21 protein-coding genes are annotated in these 25607 nt (G+C 42.3%); 6 read left to right on the forward strand and 15 right to left on the reverse strand.

Annotated features, from left to right (window positions below; all coding sequences use genetic code 11):
- Window positions 1-184 precede the first annotated feature (184 nt).
- On the reverse strand, window positions 185-700 hold the full coding sequence (locus NBH01_RS22940) for an outer membrane beta-barrel protein (RefSeq protein ID WP_055218188.1): 516 nt from the start codon (window positions 698-700) through the stop codon (window positions 185-187).
- Window positions 701-958: 258 nt separating this feature from the next.
- Window positions 959-3679, reverse strand: a complete 2721-nt coding sequence (gene ppdK / locus NBH01_RS22945) for a pyruvate, phosphate dikinase (protein ID WP_008761269.1) — start codon at window positions 3677-3679, stop codon at window positions 959-961.
- A gap of 199 nt (window positions 3680-3878) precedes the next feature.
- Here ppdK and rlmD point away from each other — a divergent pair, with 199 nt between their 5' ends.
- Window positions 3879-5297 carry a 23S rRNA (uracil(1939)-C(5))-methyltransferase RlmD gene (gene rlmD / locus NBH01_RS22950; protein ID WP_008765522.1) on the forward strand — a complete coding sequence of 473 codons (1419 nt, stop codon included), beginning with the start codon at window positions 3879-3881 and terminating at the stop codon, window positions 5295-5297.
- 35 nt (window positions 5298-5332) lie between these two features.
- The gene (locus NBH01_RS22955; protein WP_008761267.1) at window positions 5333-6253 is read left to right on the forward strand and encodes an RluA family pseudouridine synthase; all 921 of its coding nucleotides are present in this window, start codon (window positions 5333-5335) and stop codon (window positions 6251-6253) included.
- 111 nt (window positions 6254-6364) lie between these two features.
- On the opposite strand, the gene NBH01_RS22960 is transcribed toward NBH01_RS22955, so the two are convergent.
- Entirely contained in the window at window positions 6365-6742 is a 378-nt protein-coding gene (locus NBH01_RS22960) for a hypothetical protein (protein ID WP_250700325.1), read from the reverse strand.
- A gap of 143 nt (window positions 6743-6885) precedes the next feature.
- Here NBH01_RS22960 and NBH01_RS22965 point away from each other — a divergent pair, with 143 nt between their 5' ends.
- From NBH01_RS22965 to NBH01_RS22980, 4 genes are all read left to right on the forward strand, one after another.
- Window positions 6886-8529 carry a B12-binding domain-containing radical SAM protein gene (locus NBH01_RS22965; protein WP_195381249.1) on the forward strand — a complete coding sequence of 548 codons (1644 nt, stop codon included), beginning with the start codon at window positions 6886-6888 and terminating at the stop codon, window positions 8527-8529.
- Window positions 8530-8976: 447 nt separating this feature from the next.
- Window positions 8977-9603: a DUF4858 domain-containing protein gene (locus tag NBH01_RS22970; protein ID WP_195381248.1), complete on the forward strand. Its 627-nt coding sequence runs from the start codon at window positions 8977-8979 to the stop codon at window positions 9601-9603.
- Window positions 9604-9684: 81 nt separating this feature from the next.
- Window positions 9685-10539: a type I methionyl aminopeptidase gene (gene map, locus NBH01_RS22975; RefSeq protein WP_195381247.1), complete on the forward strand. Its 855-nt coding sequence runs from the start codon at window positions 9685-9687 to the stop codon at window positions 10537-10539.
- Window positions 10539-11768 carry a DNA recombination protein RmuC gene (locus NBH01_RS22980; protein WP_234141724.1) on the forward strand — a complete coding sequence of 410 codons (1230 nt, stop codon included), beginning with the start codon at window positions 10539-10541 and terminating at the stop codon, window positions 11766-11768. The genes map and NBH01_RS22980 overlap by 1 nt, the downstream gene beginning before the upstream one ends.
- A gap of 136 nt (window positions 11769-11904) precedes the next feature.
- Here NBH01_RS22980 and NBH01_RS22985 read toward each other — a convergent pair whose 3' ends face one another.
- From NBH01_RS22985 to pheT, 12 genes are all read right to left on the reverse strand, one after another.
- Window positions 11905-13548, reverse strand: coding sequence for a M56 family metallopeptidase (locus NBH01_RS22985; protein WP_055298167.1), 1644 nt, complete (start codon window positions 13546-13548; stop codon window positions 11905-11907).
- 70 nt (window positions 13549-13618) lie between these two features.
- Window positions 13619-13987, reverse strand: a complete 369-nt coding sequence (locus tag NBH01_RS22990) for a BlaI/MecI/CopY family transcriptional regulator (protein ID WP_055298570.1) — start codon at window positions 13985-13987, stop codon at window positions 13619-13621.
- A 217-nt stretch (window positions 13988-14204) separates the two neighbouring features.
- Window positions 14205-15524, reverse strand: a complete 1320-nt coding sequence (nhaA, locus tag NBH01_RS22995; protein ID WP_054959458.1) for a Na+/H+ antiporter NhaA — start codon at window positions 15522-15524, stop codon at window positions 14205-14207.
- A 45-nt stretch (window positions 15525-15569) separates the two neighbouring features.
- Window positions 15570-16748: a cation:proton antiporter family protein gene (locus NBH01_RS23000; protein WP_118306894.1), complete on the reverse strand. Its 1179-nt coding sequence runs from the start codon at window positions 16746-16748 to the stop codon at window positions 15570-15572.
- A gap of 141 nt (window positions 16749-16889) precedes the next feature.
- Window positions 16890-18671: a translation elongation factor 4 gene (lepA, locus tag NBH01_RS23005; protein WP_055218225.1), complete on the reverse strand. Its 1782-nt coding sequence runs from the start codon at window positions 18669-18671 to the stop codon at window positions 16890-16892.
- A gap of 128 nt (window positions 18672-18799) precedes the next feature.
- Entirely contained in the window at window positions 18800-19000 is a 201-nt protein-coding gene (locus tag NBH01_RS23010; protein WP_008761257.1) for a winged helix-turn-helix domain-containing protein, read from the reverse strand.
- A 156-nt stretch (window positions 19001-19156) separates the two neighbouring features.
- Window positions 19157-19615 (reverse strand): C-GCAxxG-C-C family protein, encoded by a 459-nt coding sequence (locus NBH01_RS23015; protein ID WP_008765511.1) that lies wholly within the window; start codon window positions 19613-19615, stop codon window positions 19157-19159.
- A gap of 14 nt (window positions 19616-19629) precedes the next feature.
- Window positions 19630-20391, reverse strand: a complete 762-nt coding sequence (locus NBH01_RS23020) for an exodeoxyribonuclease III (protein WP_016267370.1) — start codon at window positions 20389-20391, stop codon at window positions 19630-19632.
- A 30-nt stretch (window positions 20392-20421) separates the two neighbouring features.
- Window positions 20422-21675: an Nramp family divalent metal transporter gene (locus tag NBH01_RS23025; RefSeq protein WP_032813770.1), complete on the reverse strand. Its 1254-nt coding sequence runs from the start codon at window positions 21673-21675 to the stop codon at window positions 20422-20424.
- A 165-nt stretch (window positions 21676-21840) separates the two neighbouring features.
- The gene (locus NBH01_RS23030; RefSeq protein WP_008761253.1) at window positions 21841-22086 is read right to left on the reverse strand and encodes a TIGR03905 family TSCPD domain-containing protein; all 246 of its coding nucleotides are present in this window, start codon (window positions 22084-22086) and stop codon (window positions 21841-21843) included.
- A gap of 7 nt (window positions 22087-22093) precedes the next feature.
- Window positions 22094-22837 (reverse strand): YebC/PmpR family DNA-binding transcriptional regulator, encoded by a 744-nt coding sequence (locus tag NBH01_RS23035; protein WP_016267368.1) that lies wholly within the window; start codon window positions 22835-22837, stop codon window positions 22094-22096.
- Window positions 22838-22872: 35 nt separating this feature from the next.
- The gene (pheT, locus tag NBH01_RS23040) at window positions 22873-25335 is read right to left on the reverse strand and encodes a phenylalanine--tRNA ligase subunit beta (protein WP_048692290.1); all 2463 of its coding nucleotides are present in this window, start codon (window positions 25333-25335) and stop codon (window positions 22873-22875) included.
- Window positions 25336-25607 lie beyond the last annotated feature (272 nt).

Below are 25607 nucleotides of genomic sequence, written 5' to 3' on the forward strand. Positions count from 1 at the left end.
CGCAGGCTTCCTTCAGATTCCACCTCACGATGGACACCCTTGCCGTTGGCTATATACTTCCCGTTGTCAGGGCGCTTTAGGGACTTACACCCGTTAGAATATGTTCGTGCTGGGCGAACTAAAGAAAGGGAATTCCCTATTTCAGAGAATCCCCTTTCCTATTTTTTTATTATCTACTACTCGATTAGAAATTGTAGTGGAAACCAATAGACAGATCTTCGCTAGTCAACATCAGACCGAAAGAATCTCCGGAAGTGTTCACATTCTTACGATATCCCAAGAAACCATACTTGGCGATAAAAGAGAAATGATCGTTCAGTTTAACAGCGATACCCGGTCTCAAACCGATCTGACCTGCTTTAGTGGTATCACCATCTTTGATTTTCACGAAACCAATAGCAGCAGTTCCGTCCAGGAACAGACGTACAGCATCATTCTGATAGTAAGACCAACGGATGTACGGAGCAACAGTAACTGTATTTGCAGTCACTTGTTTCACATATTCGTGTGAATAGTTCAGTTCAGCACCCAATGCCCATGTTTCATTAAAATTGTAGCCGATTTCCGGAGCAACTTTAAAAGAAGTAGTGTTGCCTGTGCTGTTACGCCATACGTTCAATGATCCGCCTACGTAAATGTCCTGTGCTTTTACAGCGATAGTTGCTAACATTACAACTACCAATAATAAACCCTTTTTCATCTTCTTTCTTTTTAAGTTATAAAATAAAAACATGTTTTGTTTTCGGGGGCAAAATTAAGCTACTTCTTCATCTTAAACAAATATTTAGTTAGTTTTTTATAATAATCACCAAACAAATCATTATTAATGGCTGATTATCAGGGCTGAACAAATACAATTAAAAATAACATCATCCAACAAAAAAGGCTGTAATCATTCTCTCACGAGACGATTACAGCCCAATTATCAGAAAGTTAACTTTCTAACCAGTTTATCTTTCTATCCTTCAATTGCTGCCTGCGCCGCTGCTAATCTTGCGATAGGTACCCGGAACGGAGAGCAACTAACGTAATTCAAACCTACTCTATGGCAGAACTTCACTGAAGACGGTTCACCACCATGTTCGCCACAGATACCGCATTTCAAATCCGGACGGATAGCACGGCCCTTTTCTGTAGCCATACGTACCAACTGACCTACACCGTTCTGATCGAGCACCTGGAACGGGTCTACTTTCAGAATCTTCTTTTCCAGATAGACCGGAAGGAAGGAAGCGATATCGTCACGAGAATATCCGAAGGTCATCTGAGTCAAGTCATTCGTACCGAATGAGAAGAATTCAGCAGATGAAGCGATACGATCAGCAGTCAGAGCTGCACGAGGAATTTCAATCATAGTACCTACTTTGAAATCAATGCTGTCGCCCACTTCTTCAAACAACTTGGCAGCCTCTTCACGAATCACCTTCTCTTGTTCCTTGAATTCATATAAAATACCGGTCAACGGAACCATGATTTCAGGATGAGTCTCTACTCCTTCTTTCTTCAGTTCAAGAGCAGCACCCAAGATAGCGCGTGTCTGCATCTGAGTGATTTCAGGATATGTATTTCCCAGACGGCAACCGCGGTGACCCAACATCGGATTGTGTTCACACAGCGATTCTACACGTTGCTGGATATATTGCAGGCTTACACCCATCGTATCAGCCATTTCCTGCTGTCCCTTCGTATCATGAGGAACAAACTCATGCAAAGGAGGATCGAGCAGACGAACAGTCACCGGACAACCGGCCATTGCTTTAAAAATACCCTTAAAGTCGGCTTGCTGATACGGAAGAATCTTAGCGAGTGCTTTACGACGTCCTTCTGCATTTTCTGCCAGAATCATTTCACGCATTGCCTTGATCTTTTCACCTTCGAAGAACATATGTTCCGTACGGCAAAGACCGATACCTACTGCACCAAAGTTACGTGCTACTTCCGCATCGTGAGGAGTATCCGCATTGGTACGTACTTGCAGACGGGTATATTTATCTGAGAGTTTCATCAAATCGGCAAAGTCTCCGGAAAGTTCGGCAGCCTGAGTTTCTACCTTACCATTATATACTTCGCCTGTACTACCGTTCAAAGAAATATAATCGCCTTCTTTCAAAACAATGCCGTCAATTTCTACTGTACGAGTCTTATAGTCGATATTCAATGCTCCTGCACCGGATACACAGCATTTACCCATACCACGAGCTACCACAGCAGCATGAGAAGTCATACCACCACGAGCTGTCAGGATACCTTCGGCAACTGCCATACCGGCCAAGTCTTCCGGAGAAGTCTCGATACGTACCATTACCACTTTCTTTCCGGCAGCATGCCATTCGGCAGCATCATCAGCGAAGAATACAATCTGACCGGTTGCAGCACCCGGAGAAGCCGGAAGACCGCGAGTCAGCACTTTCGCCTGTTTCAAAGCAGATTTATCGAATACCGGGTGAAGAAGTTCATCCAGTTTGTTAGGTTCTACACGCATCAAAGCAGTCTTTTCATCAATCATGCCCTGACGGAGCAAGTCCATTGCGATTTTCACCATAGCCGCACCGGTACGTTTACCGTTACGAGTCTGCAGGAACCATAACTTACCTTCCTGCACGGTGAATTCCATGTCTTGCATATCTTTATAGTGGTTCTCCAATTTAGTCTGCAATGCATCCAGTTCCTTATAGATTTCCGGCATAGCTTCTTCCATTGAAGGGAATTTCGCAGCACGAATATCTTCAGTTACACCTGCCAGTACAGCCCAGCGCTGAGAACCAACCTTCGTAATCTGTTGTGGAGTACGGATACCGGCTACCACATCTTCACCTTGTGCGTTGATCAGGTATTCACCGTTGAAAAGGTCTTCACCTGTACCGGCATCACGAGAGAAACAAACACCCGTTGCAGAAGTGTCACCCATATTACCGAATACCATAGCCTGTACGTTTACAGCTGTTCCCCATTCATCGGGTATACCTTCCATCTTACGATAAAGGATAGCACGTTCGTTCATCCATGAATCAAATACGGCACAGATAGCTCCCCAAAGTTGTTCGTAAGCACAAGTCGGGAAATCTTTTCCGGTCTGTTCTTTCACAGCGGCCTTGAACTTCTTCACAAGTTCTTGCAGGTCTGCTACCTCCAGTTCGTTATCAAGCTTTACTCCTTTTGATTCTTTTACTTCTTCAATGATTGCTTCGAACGGATCGATATCTTCCTTGTTCGTCGGCTTCATGCCCAGAACAACGTCACCGTACATCTGTACAAAACGACGATAAGAGTCCCATGCAAAACGGGCATTACCAGTCTTGCGGATGATACCTTCCACCACCTCGTCATTCAGACCCAGGTTCAGAATAGTATCCATCATACCCGGCATAGACGCACGGGCACCTGAACGTACAGAAACCAACAATGGATTTTCGATATCACCGAATTTAGATTTCATCAATTCTTCTACACGGGCAATGGCCTTTACTACTTCATCTTTCAGCAACTCAACCACTTTATCACGTCCCAACGTATTATACTCCGTACAAACTTCTGTAGTTATTGTGAATCCGGGAGGAACGGGAATTCCAATTAAATTCATCTCGGCAAGATTGGCACCTTTACCACCTAACAAATTCTTCATGTCGGCCTTTCCTTCTGCCTGACCATTTCCAAAGGTATAAACTCTTTTTTTATCCATAATATTGTGTTTAAAGTTACATTATGATTTTTTTCTGTTCGCAAATCTAAGTATATTTCGCAAACCAGAAAACTTTTTGAGAAAAAACTTTCTATTAAAATGCAATTTCGACATTACAATCTGGAATATTTTCATAGACACGAAAGTTTTCCAAAAAAAATACCTACTTTTGCATCATAATTATTAGATTGGTGTAAAAGTGGCAAGAAAGAGAAAAGAACTTCCCCTGCTGGAGAAGGTAACAATAACGGATGTGGCTGCCGAAGGAAAAGCCATCGCAAAAGTAAACGACCTGGTGATTTTTGTTCCTTATGTAGTGCCAGGTGATGTTGTAGACCTGCAGATCAAGCGCAAAAAGAACAAATACGCCGAAGCCGAAGCTGTGAAATTCCACGAGCTGTCGCCCGTACGTGCCGTTCCTTTCTGCCAACACTACGGCGTATGCGGCGGTTGCAAATGGCAGGTACTCCCCTATTCGGAACAAATCAGGTATAAGCAGAAACAAGTAGAAGACAATCTGAGACGCATCGGAAAGATCGAACTTCCGGAAATTTCACCGATTCTGGGTTCTGCCAAAACAGAGTTCTACCGGAATAAACTGGAGTTCACTTTTTCGAACAAACGCTGGCTCACGAACGATGAAGTTCGGCAGGATGTGAAGTATGATCAGATGAATGCTGTAGGTTTTCATATTCCCGGAGCTTTCGACAAAGTGCTGGCTATTGAAAAATGCTGGTTACAGGACGACATCTCCAATCGTATTCGTAATGCTGTACGCGATTATGCTTACGAGCATGATTACTCCTTCATCAATCTGCGTACTCAGGAAGGTATGTTACGGAATATGATTATCCGCACTTCATCAACAGGAGAGCTGATGGTCATTGTCATCTGCAAGATTACGGAAGACCATGAAATGGAACTATTCAAGCAACTGCTGCAGTTCATTGCCGATTCATTCCCCGAAATCACTTCTCTCCTATACATTATTAATAATAAGTGCAACGATACGATCAATGATCTGGATGTACATGTATTCAAGGGAAAAGACCATATGTTTGAAGAAATGGAAGGACTGCGTTTCAAAGTCGGTCCGAAATCATTCTATCAGACCAACTCCGAACAGGCATACAATTTATATAAGATAGCCCGCGAATTTGCCGGGCTGACCGGAAAGGAACTGGTATACGACCTATATACCGGAACGGGAACCATTGCCAATTTTGTATCCCGCCAGGCCCGTCAGGTGATTGGTATCGAGTATGTACCGGAAGCTATCGAAGACGCAAAGGTAAATGCCGAGATTAATGAGATTAAGAATGCCTTGTTCTATGCCGGAGATATGAAAGATATGCTGACTCAGGAATTTATCAATCAGCATGGACGTCCGGATGTGATTATCACCGACCCCCCACGTGCAGGTATGCATCAGGATGTGGTTGATGTTATTCTGTTTGCCGAACCGAAGCGGATTGTGTATGTAAGCTGCAACCCGGCTACGCAAGCACGCGACTTACAACTGCTTGACGGCAAATATAAAGTGAAAGCTGTGCAACCTGTAGATATGTTCCCGCATACGCATCATGTGGAAAATGTAGTGTTGCTGGAGCTTCGATAATACGTTAGTTGAATTGTTCGCAAAAGAAAAAAGAAATGGAAAAAAGACCGAGAAGAACTCCTGCAGAAAAAGCACGTGCCCAATATACGAACTATGCAGTCAAAGAGCCCATGGAACTAATGGAGTTTCTGGCTGCCAAAATGCCGGACGCAAGCCGCACGAAACTGAAGTCATTACTGAGCAAACGGGTGGTATTGGTAGATAACGTAATCACCACTCAGTTCAACTTTCCGCTGCAACCCGGAATGAAAGTACAAATCAGCAAGGAAAAAGGAAAGAAGGAATTTCATAACAGACTGCTGAAAATTGTATATGAGGACGCTTATATCATTGTAGTGGAAAAAATGCAAGGACTCTTATCTGTCAATACCGAGCGACAAAAAGAGCGCACCGCTTATACGATTCTGAATGAATATGTACAGCGCTCGGGCAGACAGCACCGTGTGTTTATCGTACATCGTCTGGACAGGGATACATCAGGATTAATGATGTTCGCAAAAGACGAAAAAACACAACGGACATTACGTGACAACTGGCATGAAATAGTGACTGACCGCCGTTATGTAGCTGTTGTTGAGGGAACAATGGAGAAGGATTATGACACTGTGGTTTCCTGGCTGACGGATAAAACTCTTTATGTAAGCTCCAGCGATTATGATGATGGTGGTTCAAAATCCATCACACACTACAAGACAATCAAACGTGCTAACGGTTATTCACTGTTAGAACTTGATCTGGAAACAGGACGTAAGAATCAGATCCGTGTACATATGCAGAATTTAGGACATCCTATTATAGGTGACGGAAGATATGGAGGCGAAGAATCGCTTAACCCAATCGGAAGACTGGCACTCCACGCCTTCAAACTTTGTTTCTATCATCCGGTGACGGGAGATTTAATGGAGTTTGAGACACCTTATCCGGGAGAGTTTAAGAAGTTGTTCCTGAAGAAATAAAAAAGGATATATAATAAAGGAGAGGTTGATTAGCTCAACCTCTCCTTTATTATATCGTCTCCTCTTATCTGTTTATTCCCTTCTTCAAAGAAAGACTCAATACATCAATCGTTATTGCATATATAATTCCACATCTCCAAAGTAGAATCCATCAATATATAAAGTTCCCGTCATACGTCCATGACTAACATATACATTACGTAATTCGCGTGGAGCAGCAACATTACCATAATCAATATAAAGAGCTCCGTTTCCCACCCTCCATTGTAGTCTTAATGGTTTTCCATAATAATCTCCATTATCATAGTAGCATAGCTGATCCTCTCCAAATCCATCAGCGCCTAAGTAGATGCCACTTTCCAAAGGATCATGAAAACGATCATCAGATTCAAATCCTAAATCACCAACCCACGTACGTCCAACGATTCTATCAAATATAGTTTCATCATCTTCGCACGAAGTAAAGCCGACCAATAAAGTCAGCAACATAAGAACACCTACGTATTTTTCAAATTCTTCATAATTTTCTAGTTTATTGCGTTTATTATTGCAAAATTAGCGTTTTTATTTTACTATACGCCTTAAGACGCAAGTTTTTTGTACCTTTGCCCCACTAACAGTAAAATTTACACATGAAACTTCTTTGGCTTGATTTAAATAGCTCCTATGCGCACTCATCGCTGGCATTGCCTGCATTACATGCTCAAATAGCAGATGACACTACCATTGAGTGGTGTACAGTATCGGCAACCATCAACGAAAATACCGGAATGGTAGTCAACCAAATCTATCACCATCAACCGGATATTATTGCTGCTACCAACTGGCTATTTAATCACGAGCAACTGTTGCATATTGTTTCACGTGCCAAAGCTTTGCTACCTCATTGCTGCATCGTACTCGGCGGTCCGGAGTTTTTAGGAAATAACGAAGCCTTCTTAAGAAAGAACAAATTTGTCAACGGAGTGTTTCGGGGAGAAGGCGAAGAAGTATTCCCTATTTGGTTAAAAGTATGGAATCACCCTGTGAATGAGTGGAATCAGATATCCGGATTATGCTATCTGGACGAATCAGACCAATATAAAGACAACGGTATTGCCCGTGTCATGAACTTCTCTCAACTTGTCTCACCGGAGAAAAGTCGTTTTTTTAATTGGAGCAAGCCTTTCGTACAACTGGAAACTACCCGAGGATGTTTCAACACATGCGCTTTCTGCGTCAGCGGAGGTGAAAAACCGGTTCGCACCATTTCATTGGAGGCAATCCGCGAACGATTGAATGTTATCCATCAGCATGGCATCAAAAATGTGCGTGTACTCGACCGCACTTTCAACTATAATAATAAGCGAGCCAAAGAACTTCTTCACCTCTTCCGTGAATATGCCTCGGACATCTGTTTCCATTTGGAAATTCATCCGGCACTTCTCTCCGAAGAATTAAAAGAAGAACTCGCTATTTTACCTAATGGTTTGCTACACCTCGAAGCAGGTATTCAAAGCCTTCGTGAACCCGTATTAGAGAAAAGCCGACGTATCGGAAAATTATCTGATGCCCTTCAAGGTCTGAAATATCTTTGTTCCCTTAAGAACATGGAGACACACGCAGACTTGATAGCCGGTCTTCCTCTCTATCATCTATCCGAAATATTTGAAGACGTTCGTACACTTGCCGAATATGGTGCAGGGGAAATACAACTGGAATCATTAAAATTACTTCCCGGCACGGAAATGCGAAGAAGGGCGGAAGAGTTAGGCATTCAATACTCTCCTCTCCCTCCCTACGAAGTTTTGCAAACTAAAGAAATTTCCGTAGAAGAATTGCAGACCGCCCACTATCTGTCCCGTCTTTTAGACGGATTCTATAATACACCTACATGGCGAAGCCTGACTCGTACCCTCATTTTGGAAAATCCGCATTTTCTGCATGAGTTACTTGACCATTTAGTACAGACTGATGTCATCGACACTCCTTTGAGCCTAGAAAAAAGAGGACTTATCCTCTATAATTTCTGCAAGAATCATTATCCCGATTACATGACACAAGTCAGTATTGCATGGATAGAAGCCGGTATGTCGTTAAAGAAAATCCCCGCTGAAAAAGTAAAGACAAAACGCCAAGTTCCTCCTGATAATTGGGAAATTATATATGGTTCATATCGTGAGAACCTACGGTTATGTTTTCTTCCTATTGATGAAGAAGGACATGGCTATTGGTTCGGATTTGAATCGGAGATTCAGAAGATAGAACCGGTATTCAAAGCAAAACGATTATCTTAAATACAAACATCACAGAATGATAACAAGAACTATGAGTCCTGGAATGCTCAGAAAAGAAGTGCAAACAAATATATTCGAAGACATTGTCCCCTATCTCAAAAGAAATTATGATAACAAAATACGGAGATATTATCAGCCGTCAAGAACGTATATACATATTTAAGACATTTGTCTCTATAGACTTATTAAGAAAAGATCAAGTTTTTGCAAAATTGTATAGTGATATGAAAGAAAAAAAACTTCTGAATTATATTGTGTGCCTGAATGATCCGGAATCATATTTGCTCAAGCTATGCGGTTCTCTTTTAACCTCAAAATTATAAATACACCTATACAAAAAAAGAAAAGTATTCTCATATTATGTAAAATAGCCATTATTTATTCATTACACAAAGCAGCATTTTCACTTTTTCACCGTCCATAGAATAAACTATACTAGCACACTATATGGACGTTTACAAATATCAGTTAGGTACTCTTTGTCTATTATTACTCCCTTTATCCGTAGCAGGACAAGAGTGGAGCAAACAAGATTCATTGAGGCTACAGCAAACATTAAATTCTGAGCAAGAAATCAGAATCAATAAAGAATTCGTAAAGAAGACAGAACAGAACATGCTATATCATACAAAATCCTTTGTTGACTTTGATCCAACATTACCGACTCTTAAATCAACAATCATATCTCTGAAATTACCTTTTCACACTCATAACATCTTTCGACAGACTAATTCTACCTTCTTACCCACTTATTCACGGCTCAAAATAAACAAAAATTTCACTCTGCATAGTAAAAGTAACTTTAGTGAAAGTTCAAACCATTTTCATATCCAAACTCAAATGGATTATAAGCTCTCTAAAAAATGGTTTCTTAACATATATGGTGAACAAAATCTGGACACCCGAAGATATCGCGGACTTTCTTCTGAAGCAATACCAACCACACTAGGCAGCGACATTGTTTTAAAAGTAGGTAAAGGCTGGAAATTGAAAACCGGCGTACAATATCAATATAACACCATACAAAAGAGATGGGAATGGGTGCCTCAGATCAGTATTTCTTATGAATGGTAAAAAAGGAATCACATGATAAACGATTTCATTTTCCATTTATTCTCGTACCTTTGTAGTACGATTAAAAAACATCCTATAATAATGAAGAACTTTATCAAGGGATTCCGGTTTACTCCCTCCAATTACCCGGCTGAAGTAGAAGCGAAAATACAGAAATACAGAAAACAAGGTTACAAACTCCCACCGCGCAAAGTACTGCGTACTCCCGAACAACTGGAAGGAATCCGTGAGAGTGCCAAAATCAACACTGCCCTGTTGGATTATATTTCGGAGCATATCCGTGAAGGGATCTCTACCGAAGAAATCGACGTCATGGTATATGACTTCACTACAAAACACGGTGCCATCCCCGCTCCTCTCAACTACGAAGGATTTCCTAAAAGTGTCTGCACCAGTATCAATGATGTGGTATGCCACGGTATTCCCAGCAAAACAGAGATACTGCAAAGCGGAGATATCATCAATGTAGATGTTTCTACCATTTACAAAGGATATTTCTCCGACGCATCCCGTATGTTTATGATCGGTGATGTAAGTCCCGAAATGCACAAACTGGTTCAAGTGACTAAAGAGTGTATGGAAATAGGTATAGCCGCCGCACAGCCTTGGAAACAATTGGGAGATGTAGGCGCCGCCATTCAGGAACACGCAGAAAAGAACGGATTCAGCGTGGTTCGCGATCTTTGCGGACATGGTGTAGGAATGCAGTTTCACGAAGCACCGGATGTGGAACATTTCGGACGTCGGGGAACGGGAATGATGATCGTTCCGGGCATGACCTTTACCATTGAACCGATGATAAATATGGGTACTTATGAAGTATTCGTTGACGAAGCTGACGGATGGACGGTATGCACAGATGACGGACTGCCTTCTGCCCAATGGGAGAATATGATTCTGATTACTGAAACCGGAAACGAAATTCTGACTTATTGATGGAGCTGATTCTACTCATTGTTATTGCCGCATTAGCAGTAATCTCGATTGTACTATCACTGGCAAAAGGAAATAATCATGCGCAAGCGGAACAATTGCAGACAGTCTTGCGCCAGCAAATGCAAGAGAACCGTGAAGAACTAAACCGCAGTATCCGGGAACTTCGTATGGAAATGACCCAAACGCTAAATCAGAATATGCAGCAACTACAAGACGTACTGCATAAGAACATGATGACGAACGGAGAACTGCAACGCCAGAAGTTCGACACGATGGCACGCCAGCAAGAGGTCTTGATAAAATCGACCGAGAAGCGACTGGATGATATGCGACTAATGGTGGAAGAGAAATTGCAGAAGACACTGAATGAACGCATTGGTCAGTCCTTTGAAATCGTCCGCTCACAACTGGAAAATGTACAGAAGGGACTGGGAGAAATGAAATCTCTCGCACAAGACGTCGGCGGACTGAAAAAAGTATTGAGTAACGTAAAAATGCGCGGTACATTCGGTGAAGTTCAGTTAGGAGCATTGCTGGAACAGATGATGAGTCCGGAACAATATGACGCCAATGTAAAAACCAAGAAAAGCGGAACTGAATTTGTGGAATTTGCCATTAAGTTACCGGGTAAGGATGATGCGAACAGCACTGTATACCTGCCTATCGATGCTAAATTCCCGAAAGATGTATATGAACAATATTACGATGCTTTCGAAGCAGGAGATACTGCATTGATGGAATCATCCGGCAAGCAGCTGGAAACGACTATCAAGAAAATGGCGAAAGATATTCACGATAAATATGTAGACCCGCCTTTCACCACAGACTTTGCCATTATGTTCCTGCCTTTTGAAAGTATTTACGCAGAGGTAATCCGAAGAACAAGCTTGGTAGAGACGCTACAAAAAGAATATAAGATTGTTGTGACGGGACCGACTACCCTTGGTGCTATATTGAACAGCCTTCAGATGGGATTCCGCACGCTGGCTATTCAAAAACGTACCGGAGAAGTGTGGACCGTTTTGGGAGCAGTTAAAACCGAATTCAGCAAATTCGGAGGACTACTCGAAAAGGTACAGAAGAACCTGCAAAGTGCCGGTGACCAACTGGAAGAAGTGATGGGGAAAAGAACCCGCGCTATTGAACGGAAACTACGCCAAGTAGAACAATTGCCCCATGAGGAAAGTCAGAGAATTCTGCCGATAACAGATGACGGGGATGATGAATAAAATAAAAATTATAGACCTTTTAAGATGGTGTCGCTATCCGGTTGGGATAGTGTCACCATGTTGATTGGATGGTGTCACTATGCTGATTGGATAGTGTCACTATGCTGGCTATATAGTGACACTATTTATAAACTAATTAGTTATCAGTTGAATAATTAATCTTCAATGCACTACATTCCCTCAGCACCTGCTTGGTATCCGTCACGTATCCCATCTTACACCCTTTCTCTATCTTGAGGCCAATAACCAAACTTTCCGGATCAGCTTGCTTTGCACGTGCAGCAGTGACTTTCTGTTTCAATTCCGTTAAAGTAAAATCTTTCATTACTTCCTTCCCTTCCGAAGTGTGAATTGTTACCACAATCCCACTGATTTTCTCCTCCATTGACAGCTCTTTCAATCCATAATTTCTCGCAGCACCTTCCGACAGTAGAACAGGAAACAATCGGTCCAACGCTTCTTCACTTTTATCTGTCGATGTAATAGACAAATCAGCACGAATTTGCTCAAATGCTCCTTTTACTTCTTTGAGTATAGTAGTGAGTGCAGCAATTTCACTTCCGCGATCAACCTGAAAAGAAATAACTTGGTATTCTTTCCTCTTACTTTCTTCCCAGGATTTCATCAAATTCTTCACAATAGTAGACTTCAACTCATCCACTGAACATACATCATTATCGAACATCACCCTATTTTGTTTATTAACAAAAAGGGAGTGAACCTGTCTTGCTTTAATCTTAGAGGGTGGATACGCTCCATTAACCAGCTTGCTGTATCTCTCTCCCCCTTCTTTGAAAAAAAACATCAAAGATGAATAATCATCCGCTTCTTTCTGCTGAAGTTCAGACTGAATCTGTCGCGGAACTTCTTTCACTTCCGGCTGTGCAAACACATAAAGCGCTCCAGCCATCACAGGCACGGCAAGCAACAGCTTTAATCGTGCCCAACGATTGGTTCTTTCTTTTAACATCATAGTGATACGTTTTTTAAGTTTAGAGTGATTAAAGCCATTAGCCATAGAGTAGAGCCTTGTACCAACAGCTTTTTTCACCAGTAATAATTGATATTTAGTTGCATCGATGCCTGTATTAATTACGCCATTATCGGCTTCAAATTCATGTACTTCCTGCAACTCCCGTTTTAGTAGCCAAACGACAGGATTAAACCAATAAACAAGCAGGAATATCTGCATAAACAATAAGTCCAAAGTATGATGATTTCGTAAATGCATCGTTTCGTGGAGGAGTATTTCTTCGGACTGTTGAGAGTAGTCAGCTGCTGAAATAACAATATATTTACCCCAGCTAAATGAAGCAGTTGGCTGCTGAGGAATCACTAATACATAGTTTCCAAACTGTTTTTTCTCTGACGTACGAATCAACTGAATCAAACGACAAGTGGACAAAGACAACCAGATCAGTGTCACCAAAGCCCCCACTCCATATATAAAAGCTAAAGTCACAGGAATCCAATTCAAAGAGTTTATTTCCGGATTCTTTTCAGATATAAGAATAGGATCTTCCATCTGTTCCGGATTTAGAATGACAGACTCCGTACTTTGCAATATCTCGTGAATGGCATACAACGGAGTATGCAAAAAAGTCTCCTCGGTAGTTGTCAGCTCTATAAGTGGAAGCAAAGTACATCCTAACAACCCAACCAACAAAGTGATGCGGTTGAAACGGAAAAAAGTACTCCGGCTCATCAGCAGCTTAAAGAAAATATAAAAGACCACTAAGCAACATCCGGATTTCAGCAGATAGAATAAAAAAGCTCCCATTGTGTTTTCAGATTAAAAGTTGTTTGTCCATAGAATAAAAATCGTATCTGTCCGATAGACCAGAGAGAGATTACTTCTTCTTTTTACTTTGCTCTATATACTCTATCAGCGATTTTAGTTCATCAACAGACATCCCTTCTTCTTCAATAAAAGAAGACACTACATTGATATAGGAATTATTATAATACTGAGAAACCACCTCTTTGAGTGCCGAACTCTTATACTCCTTTTCCGAAACAAGAGCATAATATTGATAAGTATTTCCGTAGGCTTTATACCCCACAAAACCTTTCTCCTCCAGCCCTCGAACAAGGGTAGAAACTGTGTTATAATGCGGTTTTGGTTCATCATAGAATGATAGAAGTTCACGAACAAACATAGGTCCATGTTCCCAAAATATACGCATAATTTCTTCCTCTTTGACGGTCAATCGTCTCATCTGTTTCATAGTCTACATATTTATTGTTCTTCCAATGGCACAAATATAATACTATTTTTCAAACAAACAACTAACACTATTAGTTAATCTACTAAATAAAACAGTTGTTTAACTAATATTATTAGTAGATATCATTTTCACCTTATATTATATATACAATAAAAAGGCATATCGCCTGATGAATATCCGATATGCCTGAACGACTGATCTCTAATTATTATTTCCGCTTTCGGACAGGTAATACTATCCTGAGTACAATGTATCCTAATAATCCGGAAAGAATAGTCCCCGATAGCACTCCGAACTTAGCCTGATTCAACAGAACAGGATAATTTGCACCAAAAGAAAGATTGGCAATGAAAAGCGACACCGTAAAACCGATCCCTCCCAACAGAGCTATACCGGAAAGATTCTTCCAAGTCATACCCGGCGGCATTGGAGTAAGTCTTATCTTTATAGCCAACCAGGTAAAGAAATAAATTCCCGCAAATTTACCAAACAGCAACCCTGCTGCCACTGCCATCCCTACACTTCCTACCAGCTCACCGCCACCACTAAAGACAACGCCTGCATTGACAAAGGCAAACAACGGAAGAATCAGATAATTGACAGCTCCATGCAAATTATCCTCCAAAGACTGCAGAGGACTGATAACACGGTCGGAAGCAGATTCGACCTCTTTCAGTTTGGCAATCTGCTCATTAGTCAATACGATACTTCCCGATTCCACCACCGGGAAACCTGCAATTGTATGACGAATATGCTCGATATATTTTCCAACATCCAGACGGGGTTTCGCCGGAATAACAAACGCCAGAATAACTCCCGAAATGGTACTATGAATACCGGATTGCAAAAATAAATACCATATAACGACACCGATCACTAAAAAGAAAATCTTATTGGTAGTCCCACGCTTTCCTATAAAATAAAGTAAAACGTAAAGCAATGCGGCTATCAGAATATACCCATACGACACATGCGAACTATAAAAAAGAGCAATTACAAGGATACCTCCGATATCATCAACTACCGCAAAAGCCGTCAGAAATATCTTCAGGCTCAACGGCACACGGCTTCCCAACAGACTTAATACCCCTAACGAAAAAGCAATATCCGTTGCCATTGGAATGGCCAATCCCTGACTTCCCGCACTGCCCGGAGGACAGATTGACATATAAACAATCACCGGAAACAGCATACCGCCACAGGCAGCAATAAAGGGAAGCGCCGCCTTGCGGAAGGAAGAAAGCTCACCAACCAACAACTCCCGTTTGATCTCCAATCCTACCAGCAAGAAAAAGATGGTCATCAACCCGTCATTGATGAACTCGATCATCCGCAGATTCTCTCCGCCATGCGAAAGCAGATTAAAATTACCGATCTGCAAATGAAGTTCATGCAAAAGGAACTCCTGATAAACCGGAGCAACCGGAGAATTGGCTATGATAGCAGCCGCTATTGCCGCTACAAACAAAAGGATACTCGCCGCAATATTCATTGACGAGAAATTTCGCATTGTACGCAAAATTGTCATAATGAAAGGTGTTTATAGTATTTGATCCGCAATATATGGATTTTTTTAATCATTATAGCTCCTTAAAGCCAAGTTTTTCACCCAAAGGACAAATATTCCTGTCAGAATAAGATTCAACACCAATGTAAGTACGGAAATGACCAGTGCCGGACCGCCGAGATTATAACCCAATGCAATAAATATAATTCCGGCACCTACCTCACCGCGGGTAAACATACCAATGGAAAGTGCCAGTCGCTCACTCAACTTCCGGTCACGATAGAAGAACATCGGACAAAGTTTGCCTATATTCGATAAGAAAGAGACTATGACAACATGGAACAAAATCATTCCCCAGGACATCATCTCCTGCGAACCTGTCACCGAATGCGTTCCTGTATGAGTTTCCGCAAAGTTAACTCCGATAAAATGAGGCATACTCATACCTACCAAGAACATAAACAGGAAGGAGATTCCAGTAGAGACTTTTCGTTCTACAGGAGTATCATGCTCTTTATGCTTCATGATCATACCCAATACAAATGCCGGCAACAGGACTTCGATATGGATACTTCCTTCTTCTCCGTACAGTTCTTTACTGCCGAGATAAAGTATCTGCGTAGCCAGAAATATGATAACGGAATAGAAGAGAATAGCTTTCCAATCCTGCCGCCAGTTATACTTATTCAGTTGTTTCCATCCAATGGACAATAGCATAAATACGATAACCACCACAATAATCAGCTGCCAACGCAAACCAATCATCATGATCTGAAGAGGGATCATCAAAAGAATGGTATCCAAGTCATCAAAAATAGCCAGGACCTGAATCTTCTTATATATCCAACTGGACTTTAGCCCGATAGCCGCCAACATCGTAAACAAGATACCGGCCGACGTAGGTGCGGCAAAACGACTTAGCAGCAGATTCTCTTTCCAAGCCTCCCAACTGTTCCAGTAATCAGGCGGAAGAAGCACGAATACATAATAGATAGCAATCATGAACCAAGGCAGGGCAGCTGTAGCCATCGCTATAAAATAATCCTCGGCATAACTTTTCCAGCGGACTTTGTCGAGCACAAACTCCCGACCCACATTAATCATTATAAAACTAAGACATACATAAAGTAGTATATTCGACAGGACCTTAACAGCTCCATATCCTTCTCCCGCTATCATCGGGAGGAATTGTGAAATGACGAGCCCCAACATCAGGAAGCCCGAAAAAGACAGAACTTTTCTCATATTTATAGTTGTTTGTTTCAAAAAAGGTGATTGCCAAGGAAAGCTCTGCAGACAGAAGACAATCACCTGGTGTATTAAAAAACTAACCGCAAGCCGATTTGTTCAGAATAACTCTCTGAAAAATCGCTTGCGGTTCATTTTTTAGTCCAGCTTCAGTACGGCGAGGAAGGCTTTCTGCGGCACTTCCACATTACCGATTTGTTTCATTCGTTTTTTACCTTTTTTCTGCTTTTCAAGCAGTTTACGTTTACGGCTTACGTCACCACCATAACACTTCGCAGTTACATCCTTGCGAACTGCCTTAATAGTTTCACGAGCTATAATCTTAGCCCCGATAGCTGCCTGAATAGCGATTTCAAACTGCTGGCGAGGGATTAATTCTTTCAGTTTCTCACACATCCGGCGTCCCATATCATACGCGTTATCGAAGTGAATCAGCGTAGAAAGCGCATCGACCGGCTCACCGTTCAACATGATGTCCAGTTTCACCAACTTGGAAGGACGGAAACCATTGGGATGATAGTCGAACGACGCATATCCTTTCGAAATACTCTTCAGCCGATCATAGAAGTCGATCACGATTTCTCCCAAAGGCATGTTATAATATATTTCCACACGATTACCGGAAATATACTCTTGTTTCAAGAGTTCTCCACGTTTCCCCAGACAGAGGGTCATAATCGGGCCGATATAATCGGTAGTCGTAATAATAGACGCTTTGATATAAGGTTCTTCAATATGGTCGATCAACGTCGGATCAGGCATACCACCAGGGTTATGCACTTCTTTCATATTACCTTGTTTATCATATATATTATAAGATACGTTAGGCACGGTAGTAATCACATTCATGTCGAATTCACGATCCAGACGTTCCTGTACAATCTCCATGTGAAGCAATCCGAGGAAACCGCAACGGAAACCGAAGCCCAGTGCCAATGAAGATTCCGGCTGGAAAGTCAGCGAAGCGTCATTCAACTGCAATTTTTCCAGAGAAGCACGCAGATCCTCAAAATCTTCCGCCTCAATCGGATAGACTCCGGCAAAAACCATTGGCTTCACTTCTTCAAAACCCGCAATCGCTTTATCGCACGGACGGGCAACGTGAGTAATGGTATCTCCCACTTTCACCTCTTTCGAGGTCTTGATACCCGATATAATGTAACCTACATCGCCCGTACGAAGTTCGTTACGTGGAACCAGTTCCATTTTCAGTACACCTACTTCATCGGCATCATATTCTTTTCCAGTATTAAAGAACTTTACTTTATCTCCTTTGCGGATCACTCCGTTTTCGATCTTAAAGTAAGCGATAATGCCACGGAAGGAGTTGAATACAGAGTCAAAAATCAATGCCTGCAACGGAGCTTCCTCATCACCTTCGGGGTGTGGAATGCGTTCGATAACAGCTGCGAGGATTTCCTCCACGCCCATTCCGGTCTTACCGGAGGCACGGATAATCTCATCACGCTTGCAGCCCAGCAGTTCTACGATTTCGTCCTCTACCTCTTCGGGCATGGCACTTGCCATATCACATTTATTGATAATGGGGATAATTTCGAGATCATGTTCGATAGCCATATACAGATTGGAGATGGTCTGTGCCTGCACTCCCTGCGATGCGTCTACGATAAGCAGTGCGCCTTCGCAAGCAGCAATGGAACGGGATACCTCATACGAAAAGTCCACGTGTCCCGGAGTGTCAATCAGGTTAAGGGTATACTTTTCACCCTTGTAGTTGTACTCCATCTGGATAGCATGGCTCTTGATGGTGATACCTCTCTCCTTCTCCAAATCCATATCATCAAGCATCTGCCCGTTAGTCACCTGAATAGTGTTGGTAAACTCCAGCAAGCGGTCTGCCAGGGTTGATTTACCGTGGTCAATGTGGGCAATAATGCAGAAATTTCGTATATTCTTCATTCTGAATTCTTATTATTTTGTCTTTTTGGTGTGCAAAGATACGTAAATGGCGGAATATAAAAAAATGCGTTGATAACATTATAATCATGTACCAACGCATTTTTTTATTGCTTAAGTGAGTTACTCGCTTAGATCAATTTGATGAAGAGTTCACCTTCTACTTCTTCAGCAGAAACTTTATCTTCTCTCAATAACCAGCCAAGGCCGAGGAACAAATCTTTGTCAACCAATTTAGTTGCTTTTTTCAGTTGCTTGGCAGTCATTCCTTCTGTTTCATTCAGTGCATTCCAGATATTACCTGCGATTACACCTGCTTTTTCTTTCAACATTTGCTTTTGAAATTATAGTTAGACATGCTTTAAAAATCATCCGGCCCGAAAGCTTTCAGATTTTATTTCGGGGACAAAGATAGTTATTTTTATGTTATATAACACTTTATTGAATCTTTTTTTGCTGATTTTGTAATAAAAAAGCATTTTATCCCCTTATTTAGGGTGTTTTTCGAGGTATTCTACCCAAATTCTTGCCGCTTCTTCCACCATTTTAGCACACGGACGTTTGCTATAATATTGAGTATTACGTTCTTCGGGAACAGTCGAAATCGGCTCTTTTTTCTTTAATCCCAACAATTCTCCGCAAATCAACGACCCGTTGCGTTTTTTAAATTCGGCAGCCAATTCCTGCACTACCGCATAGTTTGCAGCTTTTCCTTCACGATCTGTCGCTTCGGTAGCTCCGGTTTCCAGTCCGGCTATCAGAAACAGTCCGCAAGCAGCCCCGCATGTCTCACGCATCCGCCCGATTCCTCCGCCAAAAGAGGCTGACATACGCACTGCCTGCTCTTGTGTGAAACCATACATATCGGCAAATGCAGCTACTACAGATTGCGAGCAGTTATATCCACTCTTAAAAAGTTCTACAGCTTTTTGTATTCTATCTTCCATGCTATTTTCTGTTTTTATTCTATTTCCAAAGCCATTGGACAATGATCTGAATGTACGGCATCGTTCAGTATGCTGGCACTTTTCAGCATCGGACGTACCGGCTCACTGGTCATGCAATAGTCAATCCGCCAGCCTTTATTCTTGGCACGCGAATTAAAACGATAGCTCCACCACGTATACTCCTGTTTCTCCGGATAGAGCAGACGGAAAGAATCAATAAATCCTGCAGAAAGGAAACGAGTCATCCATTCCCGTTCTTCGGGCAGGAAACCGCTGTTCGTGGCATTCCGGACGGGATCATGAATATCAATCGGCTCATGACAGATATTATAGTCACCGCAAAGGATAAGGTTCGGACGAGTCTTGCGCAGCTCTGTCACATATTTCTGAAAGTCTTCCAGCCACACCATTTTAAATGCCTGCCGTTCGTCTCCGCTCGTTCCCGAAGGATGATAAACACTGACTACGGACAAGTCGCCAAAATCCGCACGGATAAAACGTCCTTCATTGTCATAAGCTTCTATCCCCATACCATATTCCACATGATCGGGTTCCTGCTTAGTGAGGATCGCCACACCGCTATATCCCTTCTTCTGTGCAGAATAAAGATAAGCCTTGTAACCCAAAGCTTCAAACACTTCTGCCGGATATTGGTCCGGCTGTAGTTTTGTCTCTTGCAGACAAAGAATATCCGGATTCTCCTGCACCAGCCATTCCGGCAAACCTTTAGAAACGGCAGCACGAAGCCCGTTCACATTATAAGTAATAATCTTCATCATTTTATAGTTTATAGATTTATGTTCGTTTTATGAAAACAGCAGCATTATATTCAATACCGAAACAATGACTGCAATAGCATATAATACAAAAGTACTCCAACGGCTATTGACATAATTCCCCATTACTTTTCGGGATGAAGTCAGTCCTACTTGCAGGAATACCGTGAAAGGCAACTGGATACTCAATATCATCTGCGAAATCAGTAATCCCTTGAATGGATCGCCAATAAAGAAAATCAGTAACAGCGCAATTCCCAACGAGAGGATCACCCCTACCTGCGAGTGACTGTCTTTGATATGATATGATTCTCCGAAGATACCTGCAAAGATAGAACCTGCCGCCATTCCGCTTGTTATAGTGGACGAAATACCTGCCATCAACAGAGCCAAAGCGAATACGATTGCTGCATTACTTCCCAATAAAGGTTCAAGCAGTGATTTGGCTTGCTGCAATTCTTCCACCTGAATGCCGCTTTTAAAGAAAGTAGCAGCAGCCAGCAGAATCATAGCACTGTTAATTGCCCAGCCGACGATCATCGAGAAAAGCGTATCGAACAACTCGTATTTCAAAACTTTCTTAATAGACGAATCGTCTTTCTTATTATACTCATGACTCTGTATTACCTCCGAATGCAAGAACAGATTATGAGGCATCACAACCGCTCCCAGCACACTCATAATAATCAGCATACTCCCCTTCGGGAAAGCAGGCGTCACCCAGCCCATCGTCGCAGCCGGCCAGTCTATTTCTACCAGAAACAATTCATAAATAAATGAAAGACCGATCACCGAGACAAAGGCAATAATAGAACGTTCTATCTTTTTATAGGAGTTGGTAAAGAGCATGATGGAGACAAAGAGAGTGGTCAGCACCGCCCCCCACATAATAGGCATATCAAACAGCATCTCCAATGCGATGGCTCCTCCCAGAATCTCAGCCAATGAAGTAGAAATGGACGCCAATACCGCCGTACCCAAAATAGGACGGGATACCCATTTAGGAGTATATTTCGTAGCGGCTTCCGAAAGGCAAAGCCCCGTAACAATCCCCAAGTGAGCAACATTATGCTGGAGGACAATCAACATGATAGTGGATAAGGTGACCACCCAAAGAAGTGAATAGCCGAACTCGGAACCTGCGGCAAAATTTGATGCCCAGTTGCCCGGATCAATAAATCCGACAGTTACCAAAAGCCCGGGACCAATATATTTAAAAACATCCAGTCCGCCCAGATAGCGTTTATGATCTTTCCGTTTTAAGTCTTGAAAAATATTCTTCATCATTGCATAATAGTTTATTCAGCACAAATATACTTATAAATAACGACCGAAGGTCGATTTTGGTTCAAAATACCGACAAATAGGGAAAGGTACGGCACAATAAAAAAGCCTCCGGCAAAATGAATTGCCAGAGGCCAGTGTATATTTTATAAAGGGAGACTTCCGTTAATATCCCATTTCATGCAGTGCATGGCACAACTGATCGGGACAGGACGTCGGTCTGCCACTGCAACGTACTCCTTCAAGTTTCTTGATAACCTCTTCTACCTTCATTCCCTTTACCAGACGTGAAAGTCCCTGAAGATTTCCGTTACATCCTCCCCAAAAGGCAACTTCCTTCACAACTCCATCTTCTACATTCAGTTCAATGTTTGTGCTGCAAGTACCCTGGGTTCTATAAACATATTCCATAATCCGCTTACTCCTCGTTTCCGCCTTCTTCCGGCTTCATGTTTGTATAAACAGTCTGCACGTCATCAAATTCTTCAAGACGTTCTATCATCTTGTCCAAAGTCTCGCGTTGTTCCGGAGTCACGTCTTTCAGATCGTTCGGGATGTAAGTGAAGTCACCACCGACATCTTCGAAACCACATTCTTCAAGATGTTTCTGAATAGCGGCATAGCTCTTAGGATCACCGTAGATAGTGATTGTTCCTTCTTCGTCATCCTGTTCGTACTCATCTTCTACGTCATAATCGATCAGATCAAGAATCAGTTCTTCCATATCCATGCCGTCCTTTATCTTGAAAGTGAACATACATTTATGGTCGAAAAGGAAAGCCAATGATCCCATTGTTCCGAGGTTACCACCGAATTTGTTGAATACAGAGCGTACATCAGCTACCGTACGAGTCGTATTATCAGTCAGCGTATCTACAAAGACAGCAATTCCGTGAGGACCGTATCCTTCGTAAGTCATGCTCTTGTAGTCGCTCTGGTCCTTACCCATCGCATTCTTAATCGCACGTTCGATATTGTCCTTCGGCATATTCTCACGCTTACAAGTAGCGATGACCGAACGCAGTGTTGGGTTATTTTCCGGTTCCGGACCACCCGCCTTCACGGCAATAGCGATCTGTTTACCCAGTCTTGTAAATGTTTTAGCCATGTGGCCCCATCTTTTCAGCTTTGCGGCTTTTCTATATTCAAATGCTCTTCCCATTGGTTTGTATTAATTTTGAATTGTGAATTTTAAATTTATCTCAATTTTGCATTCAGCTTGTCTTCCAGATTCTTCACCAGTTTAGACATGATCTTATCGATCATCTTATCGTTCAGCGTCTGAGTTTCATCCTGAAGCAGGAAGCTGACCGCATAGGATTTCTTGCCTGCTTCGATGTTCTTACCTTCGTATACATCGAAGAGTTCGACTTCTTTCAGCAGTTTCTTTTCTGTATCGTAAGCGATTTTTTCGATTTCGGCAAACTGTACGTTCTTGTCGAGCAACAATGCCAAGTCACGCTTCACAGCAGGGAATTTGGAGATTTCCTTGTAGCTGATCTTCACTGAACGGATAGCCTTCATCAGTTCTTTCCAGTTCAAGTCGGCATAATACACCTCATTATCTATATCGAATGCTTTCAGCAGTTTCTTCGTCACAACACCGAAAGAGGCAAGACGCTTACCACCCTTGGTATGAACAGAAAGTGCGGTAGCGAAAATATCGTCAGTCAGATTGCCAACTACCAGGTTGTGCAAATCCAGTCCCAAACGTTTCAATATATTCTCTACATAAGCCTTCAATTCGTATACCGAACTGTTTTCATCCGGGTGTGCCCATGAGTTGGCAACTTTCTTTCCAGTCACCCACAAACCCAAGTGATAGTCTTCCGAATAGGTAGCCAGTACTTTTTCTGGATTCTTCTTGTCCGCATCGAAGTAATAGCAGTTACCGAATTCGAAGAATTTCAAATCGGCATTCTTGCGGTTTGCATTGTGAGCGATACTTTCCAGTCCACCGAACAGCAATGTCTGACGCATGCAGTTCAGATCGGCACTCAGTGGATTCAGCAGCATCACCAGATGATTGGATGGATAGTTCTCCAGACCGTCGTAGTAAGCGGCACGAGTCAGAGAATTATTCAGTATTTCATTGAAGCCACAGCCAACCAGCTGTTCAGCAACCAGATTCTGCAATTTGTTTGATTTATCATGTTCTCCCTTAGTAGTCAGACTGGAGTTCAGCGTAGTCGGGATTTCTACATTATTATATCCGTAGATACGTAGAATATCTTCGATCACATCGCAATCACGCTGTACGTCTACACGATAAGGAGGAACGGCCAATGTCAGTCCGTCAACTGTCTCATTCATGATTTTCATTTCCAGACTGGTAACAATGCTCTTTATCGTTTCCACGGGAATTACTTTACCAATCAGCGAATTTACTTTCTCATAAGAAAGTTCTACCATGAAGTCTTGTGGAGCTGCAACGCAAACATCCTTAATTTCGGATGAGATAGTGCCACCGGCCAGTTCTTTCACCATCAGAGCAGCCAGTTTCAGACAATAGATTACTCCGTTCGGATCGATGCCACGTTCGAAACGGAAAGAAGCATCCGTATTCAGACCGTGACGACGGGCAGTCTTACGCACCCATGTAGGATGGAAATAAGCACTTTCGATAAATACATCTGTCGTAGCTTCCGTAGAACCGGAATCCAGTCCGCCGAATACACCGGCAATACACATCGCTTCTTCTTTGTTGCAGATCATCAGATCGCGTTCGTTCAACTTGCGTTCCACTTCATCCAATGTGACGAACGGAGTGCCTTCCGGCAATGTCTTGACAATTACTTCATTGCCTTTTATCTTTCCGGCATCGAAGCAATGCAATGGCTGACCGAAAGCATGAACGATATAATTAGTGATATCCACTACATTATTAATAGGACGTACACCGATCAGGCGCAATTTATTCTGCAACCATTCGGGGCTTTCCTTCACAGTAACGCCTTTCACCGTAACGCCGGCATAGTGAGGACAGGCTTCGCTGTTTTCAACCACTACTTCGATATCCAAATCATGATTTTCCACCTTAAATCCATCTACAGATGGACGTTGCAAAGTAGCCTGCTTGCCATTCTGAATCAGGTAAGCATACAAGTCGCGGGCCACACCATAGTGTGAGCAAGCGTCTGCACGGTTAGGAGTAATATCTACTTCGAGTACGTAGTCACTCTTGATATTATAATAGTCTTTGGCGAGAGTACCCGGAACAGCTTCAGCCGGCAACACGATGATTCCTGCATGATCGGTACCGATACCGATTTCGTCTTCTGCACAAATCATCCCTGTAGATTCTACACCACGGATTTTTGACTTCTTGATAGTAAAGCATTCATCGCCGTCATAAAGTTTGGTACCCAAAGTGGCAACCACTACTTTCTGTCCGGCAGCTACATTCGGAGCACCGCATACAATCTGTACAGGTTCGCCGTCTCCCAGATTGACGGTAGTGATATGCAGATGGTCGGAATTCGGATGTTCTTCGCAAGTCAGCACTTCACCGATTACGAGTCCTTCCAAACCACCCTTAATGGTTTGCACTTCTTCTACACCACCTGTTTCCAAGCCGATTGAGGTCAGCGCAGCAGCCGTTTCATCGGGGGTCAAATCAAAGTTGACATACTCTTTCAGCCAGTTATAAGAGATATTCATATAATTAAATTTTTATTGTTTCTCAAAAAGTTTCGCAAAGTTAATAAGATTTTTCGGTTGACATAGAACGATTTGAGAGAAAAATGTCAAGAGAAGCTAAACTAACAAGGACCTGACTGTATTATTCTCCAATAAATTCATGGTTGGTGACAAAGTGGCAAAAAAATAAAGGGGTATTCTTTGTCATTTTTGCCACCTATCCCTATCAGAATACAACCTGACTATACTCTATATAAAATAATCGACCGCTCGATTGGAGTAAATCAAGCGGT

It is taken from the genome of Bacteroides sp. B1-V-101 (genome assembly GCF_023656585.1).
Taxonomy (GTDB): Bacteria; Bacteroidota; Bacteroidia; order Bacteroidales; family Bacteroidaceae; genus Bacteroides; species Bacteroides thetaiotaomicron.

Coding starts and splice junctions, on each gene's coding strand:
- NBH01_RS22965 (WP_195381249.1), top strand. CDS start 6,886: ATGAAACTTCTTTGGCTTGATTTAAATAGCTCCTATGCGCACTCATCG.
- ppdK (WP_008761269.1), bottom strand. CDS start 3,679: ATGGATAAAAAAAGAGTTTATACCTTTGGAAATGGTCAGGCAGAAGGA.
- NBH01_RS22985 (WP_055298167.1), bottom strand. CDS start 13,548: ATGGGAGCTTTTTTATTCTATCTGCTGAAATCCGGATGTTGCTTAGTG.
- NBH01_RS22960 (WP_250700325.1), bottom strand. CDS start 6,742: ATGTTGCTGACTTTATTGGTCGGCTTTACTTCGTGCGAAGATGATGAA.
- NBH01_RS22980 (WP_234141724.1), top strand. CDS start 10,539: ATGGAGCTGATTCTACTCATTGTTATTGCCGCATTAGCAGTAATCTCG.
- NBH01_RS23000 (WP_118306894.1), bottom strand. CDS start 16,748: ATGAGAAAAGTTCTGTCTTTTTCGGGCTTCCTGATGTTGGGGCTCGTC.
- pheT (WP_048692290.1), bottom strand. CDS start 25,335: ATGAATATCTCTTATAACTGGCTGAAAGAGTATGTCAACTTTGATTTG.
- NBH01_RS23035 (WP_016267368.1), bottom strand. CDS start 22,837: ATGGGAAGAGCATTTGAATATAGAAAAGCCGCAAAGCTGAAAAGATGG.
- NBH01_RS23030 (WP_008761253.1), bottom strand. CDS start 22,086: ATGGAATATGTTTATAGAACCCAGGGTACTTGCAGCACAAACATTGAA.
- NBH01_RS22990 (WP_055298570.1), bottom strand. CDS start 13,987: ATGAGACGATTGACCGTCAAAGAGGAAGAAATTATGCGTATATTTTGG.
- NBH01_RS22970 (WP_195381248.1), top strand. CDS start 8,977: ATGGACGTTTACAAATATCAGTTAGGTACTCTTTGTCTATTATTACTC.
- nhaA (WP_054959458.1), bottom strand. CDS start 15,524: ATGACAATTTTGCGTACAATGCGAAATTTCTCGTCAATGAATATTGCG.
- NBH01_RS23025 (WP_032813770.1), bottom strand. CDS start 21,675: ATGAAGAATATTTTTCAAGACTTAAAACGGAAAGATCATAAACGCTAT.
- NBH01_RS22940 (WP_055218188.1), bottom strand. CDS start 700: ATGAAAAAGGGTTTATTATTGGTAGTTGTAATGTTAGCAACTATCGCT.
- NBH01_RS23015 (WP_008765511.1), bottom strand. CDS start 19,615: ATGGAAGATAGAATACAAAAAGCTGTAGAACTTTTTAAGAGTGGATAT.
- NBH01_RS23010 (WP_008761257.1), bottom strand. CDS start 19,000: ATGTTGAAAGAAAAAGCAGGTGTAATCGCAGGTAATATCTGGAATGCA.
- NBH01_RS23020 (WP_016267370.1), bottom strand. CDS start 20,391: ATGAAGATTATTACTTATAATGTGAACGGGCTTCGTGCTGCCGTTTCT.
- map (WP_195381247.1), top strand. CDS start 9,685: ATGAAGAACTTTATCAAGGGATTCCGGTTTACTCCCTCCAATTACCCG.
- NBH01_RS22955 (WP_008761267.1), top strand. CDS start 5,333: ATGGAAAAAAGACCGAGAAGAACTCCTGCAGAAAAAGCACGTGCCCAA.
- lepA (WP_055218225.1), bottom strand. CDS start 18,671: ATGAAGAATATACGAAATTTCTGCATTATTGCCCACATTGACCACGGT.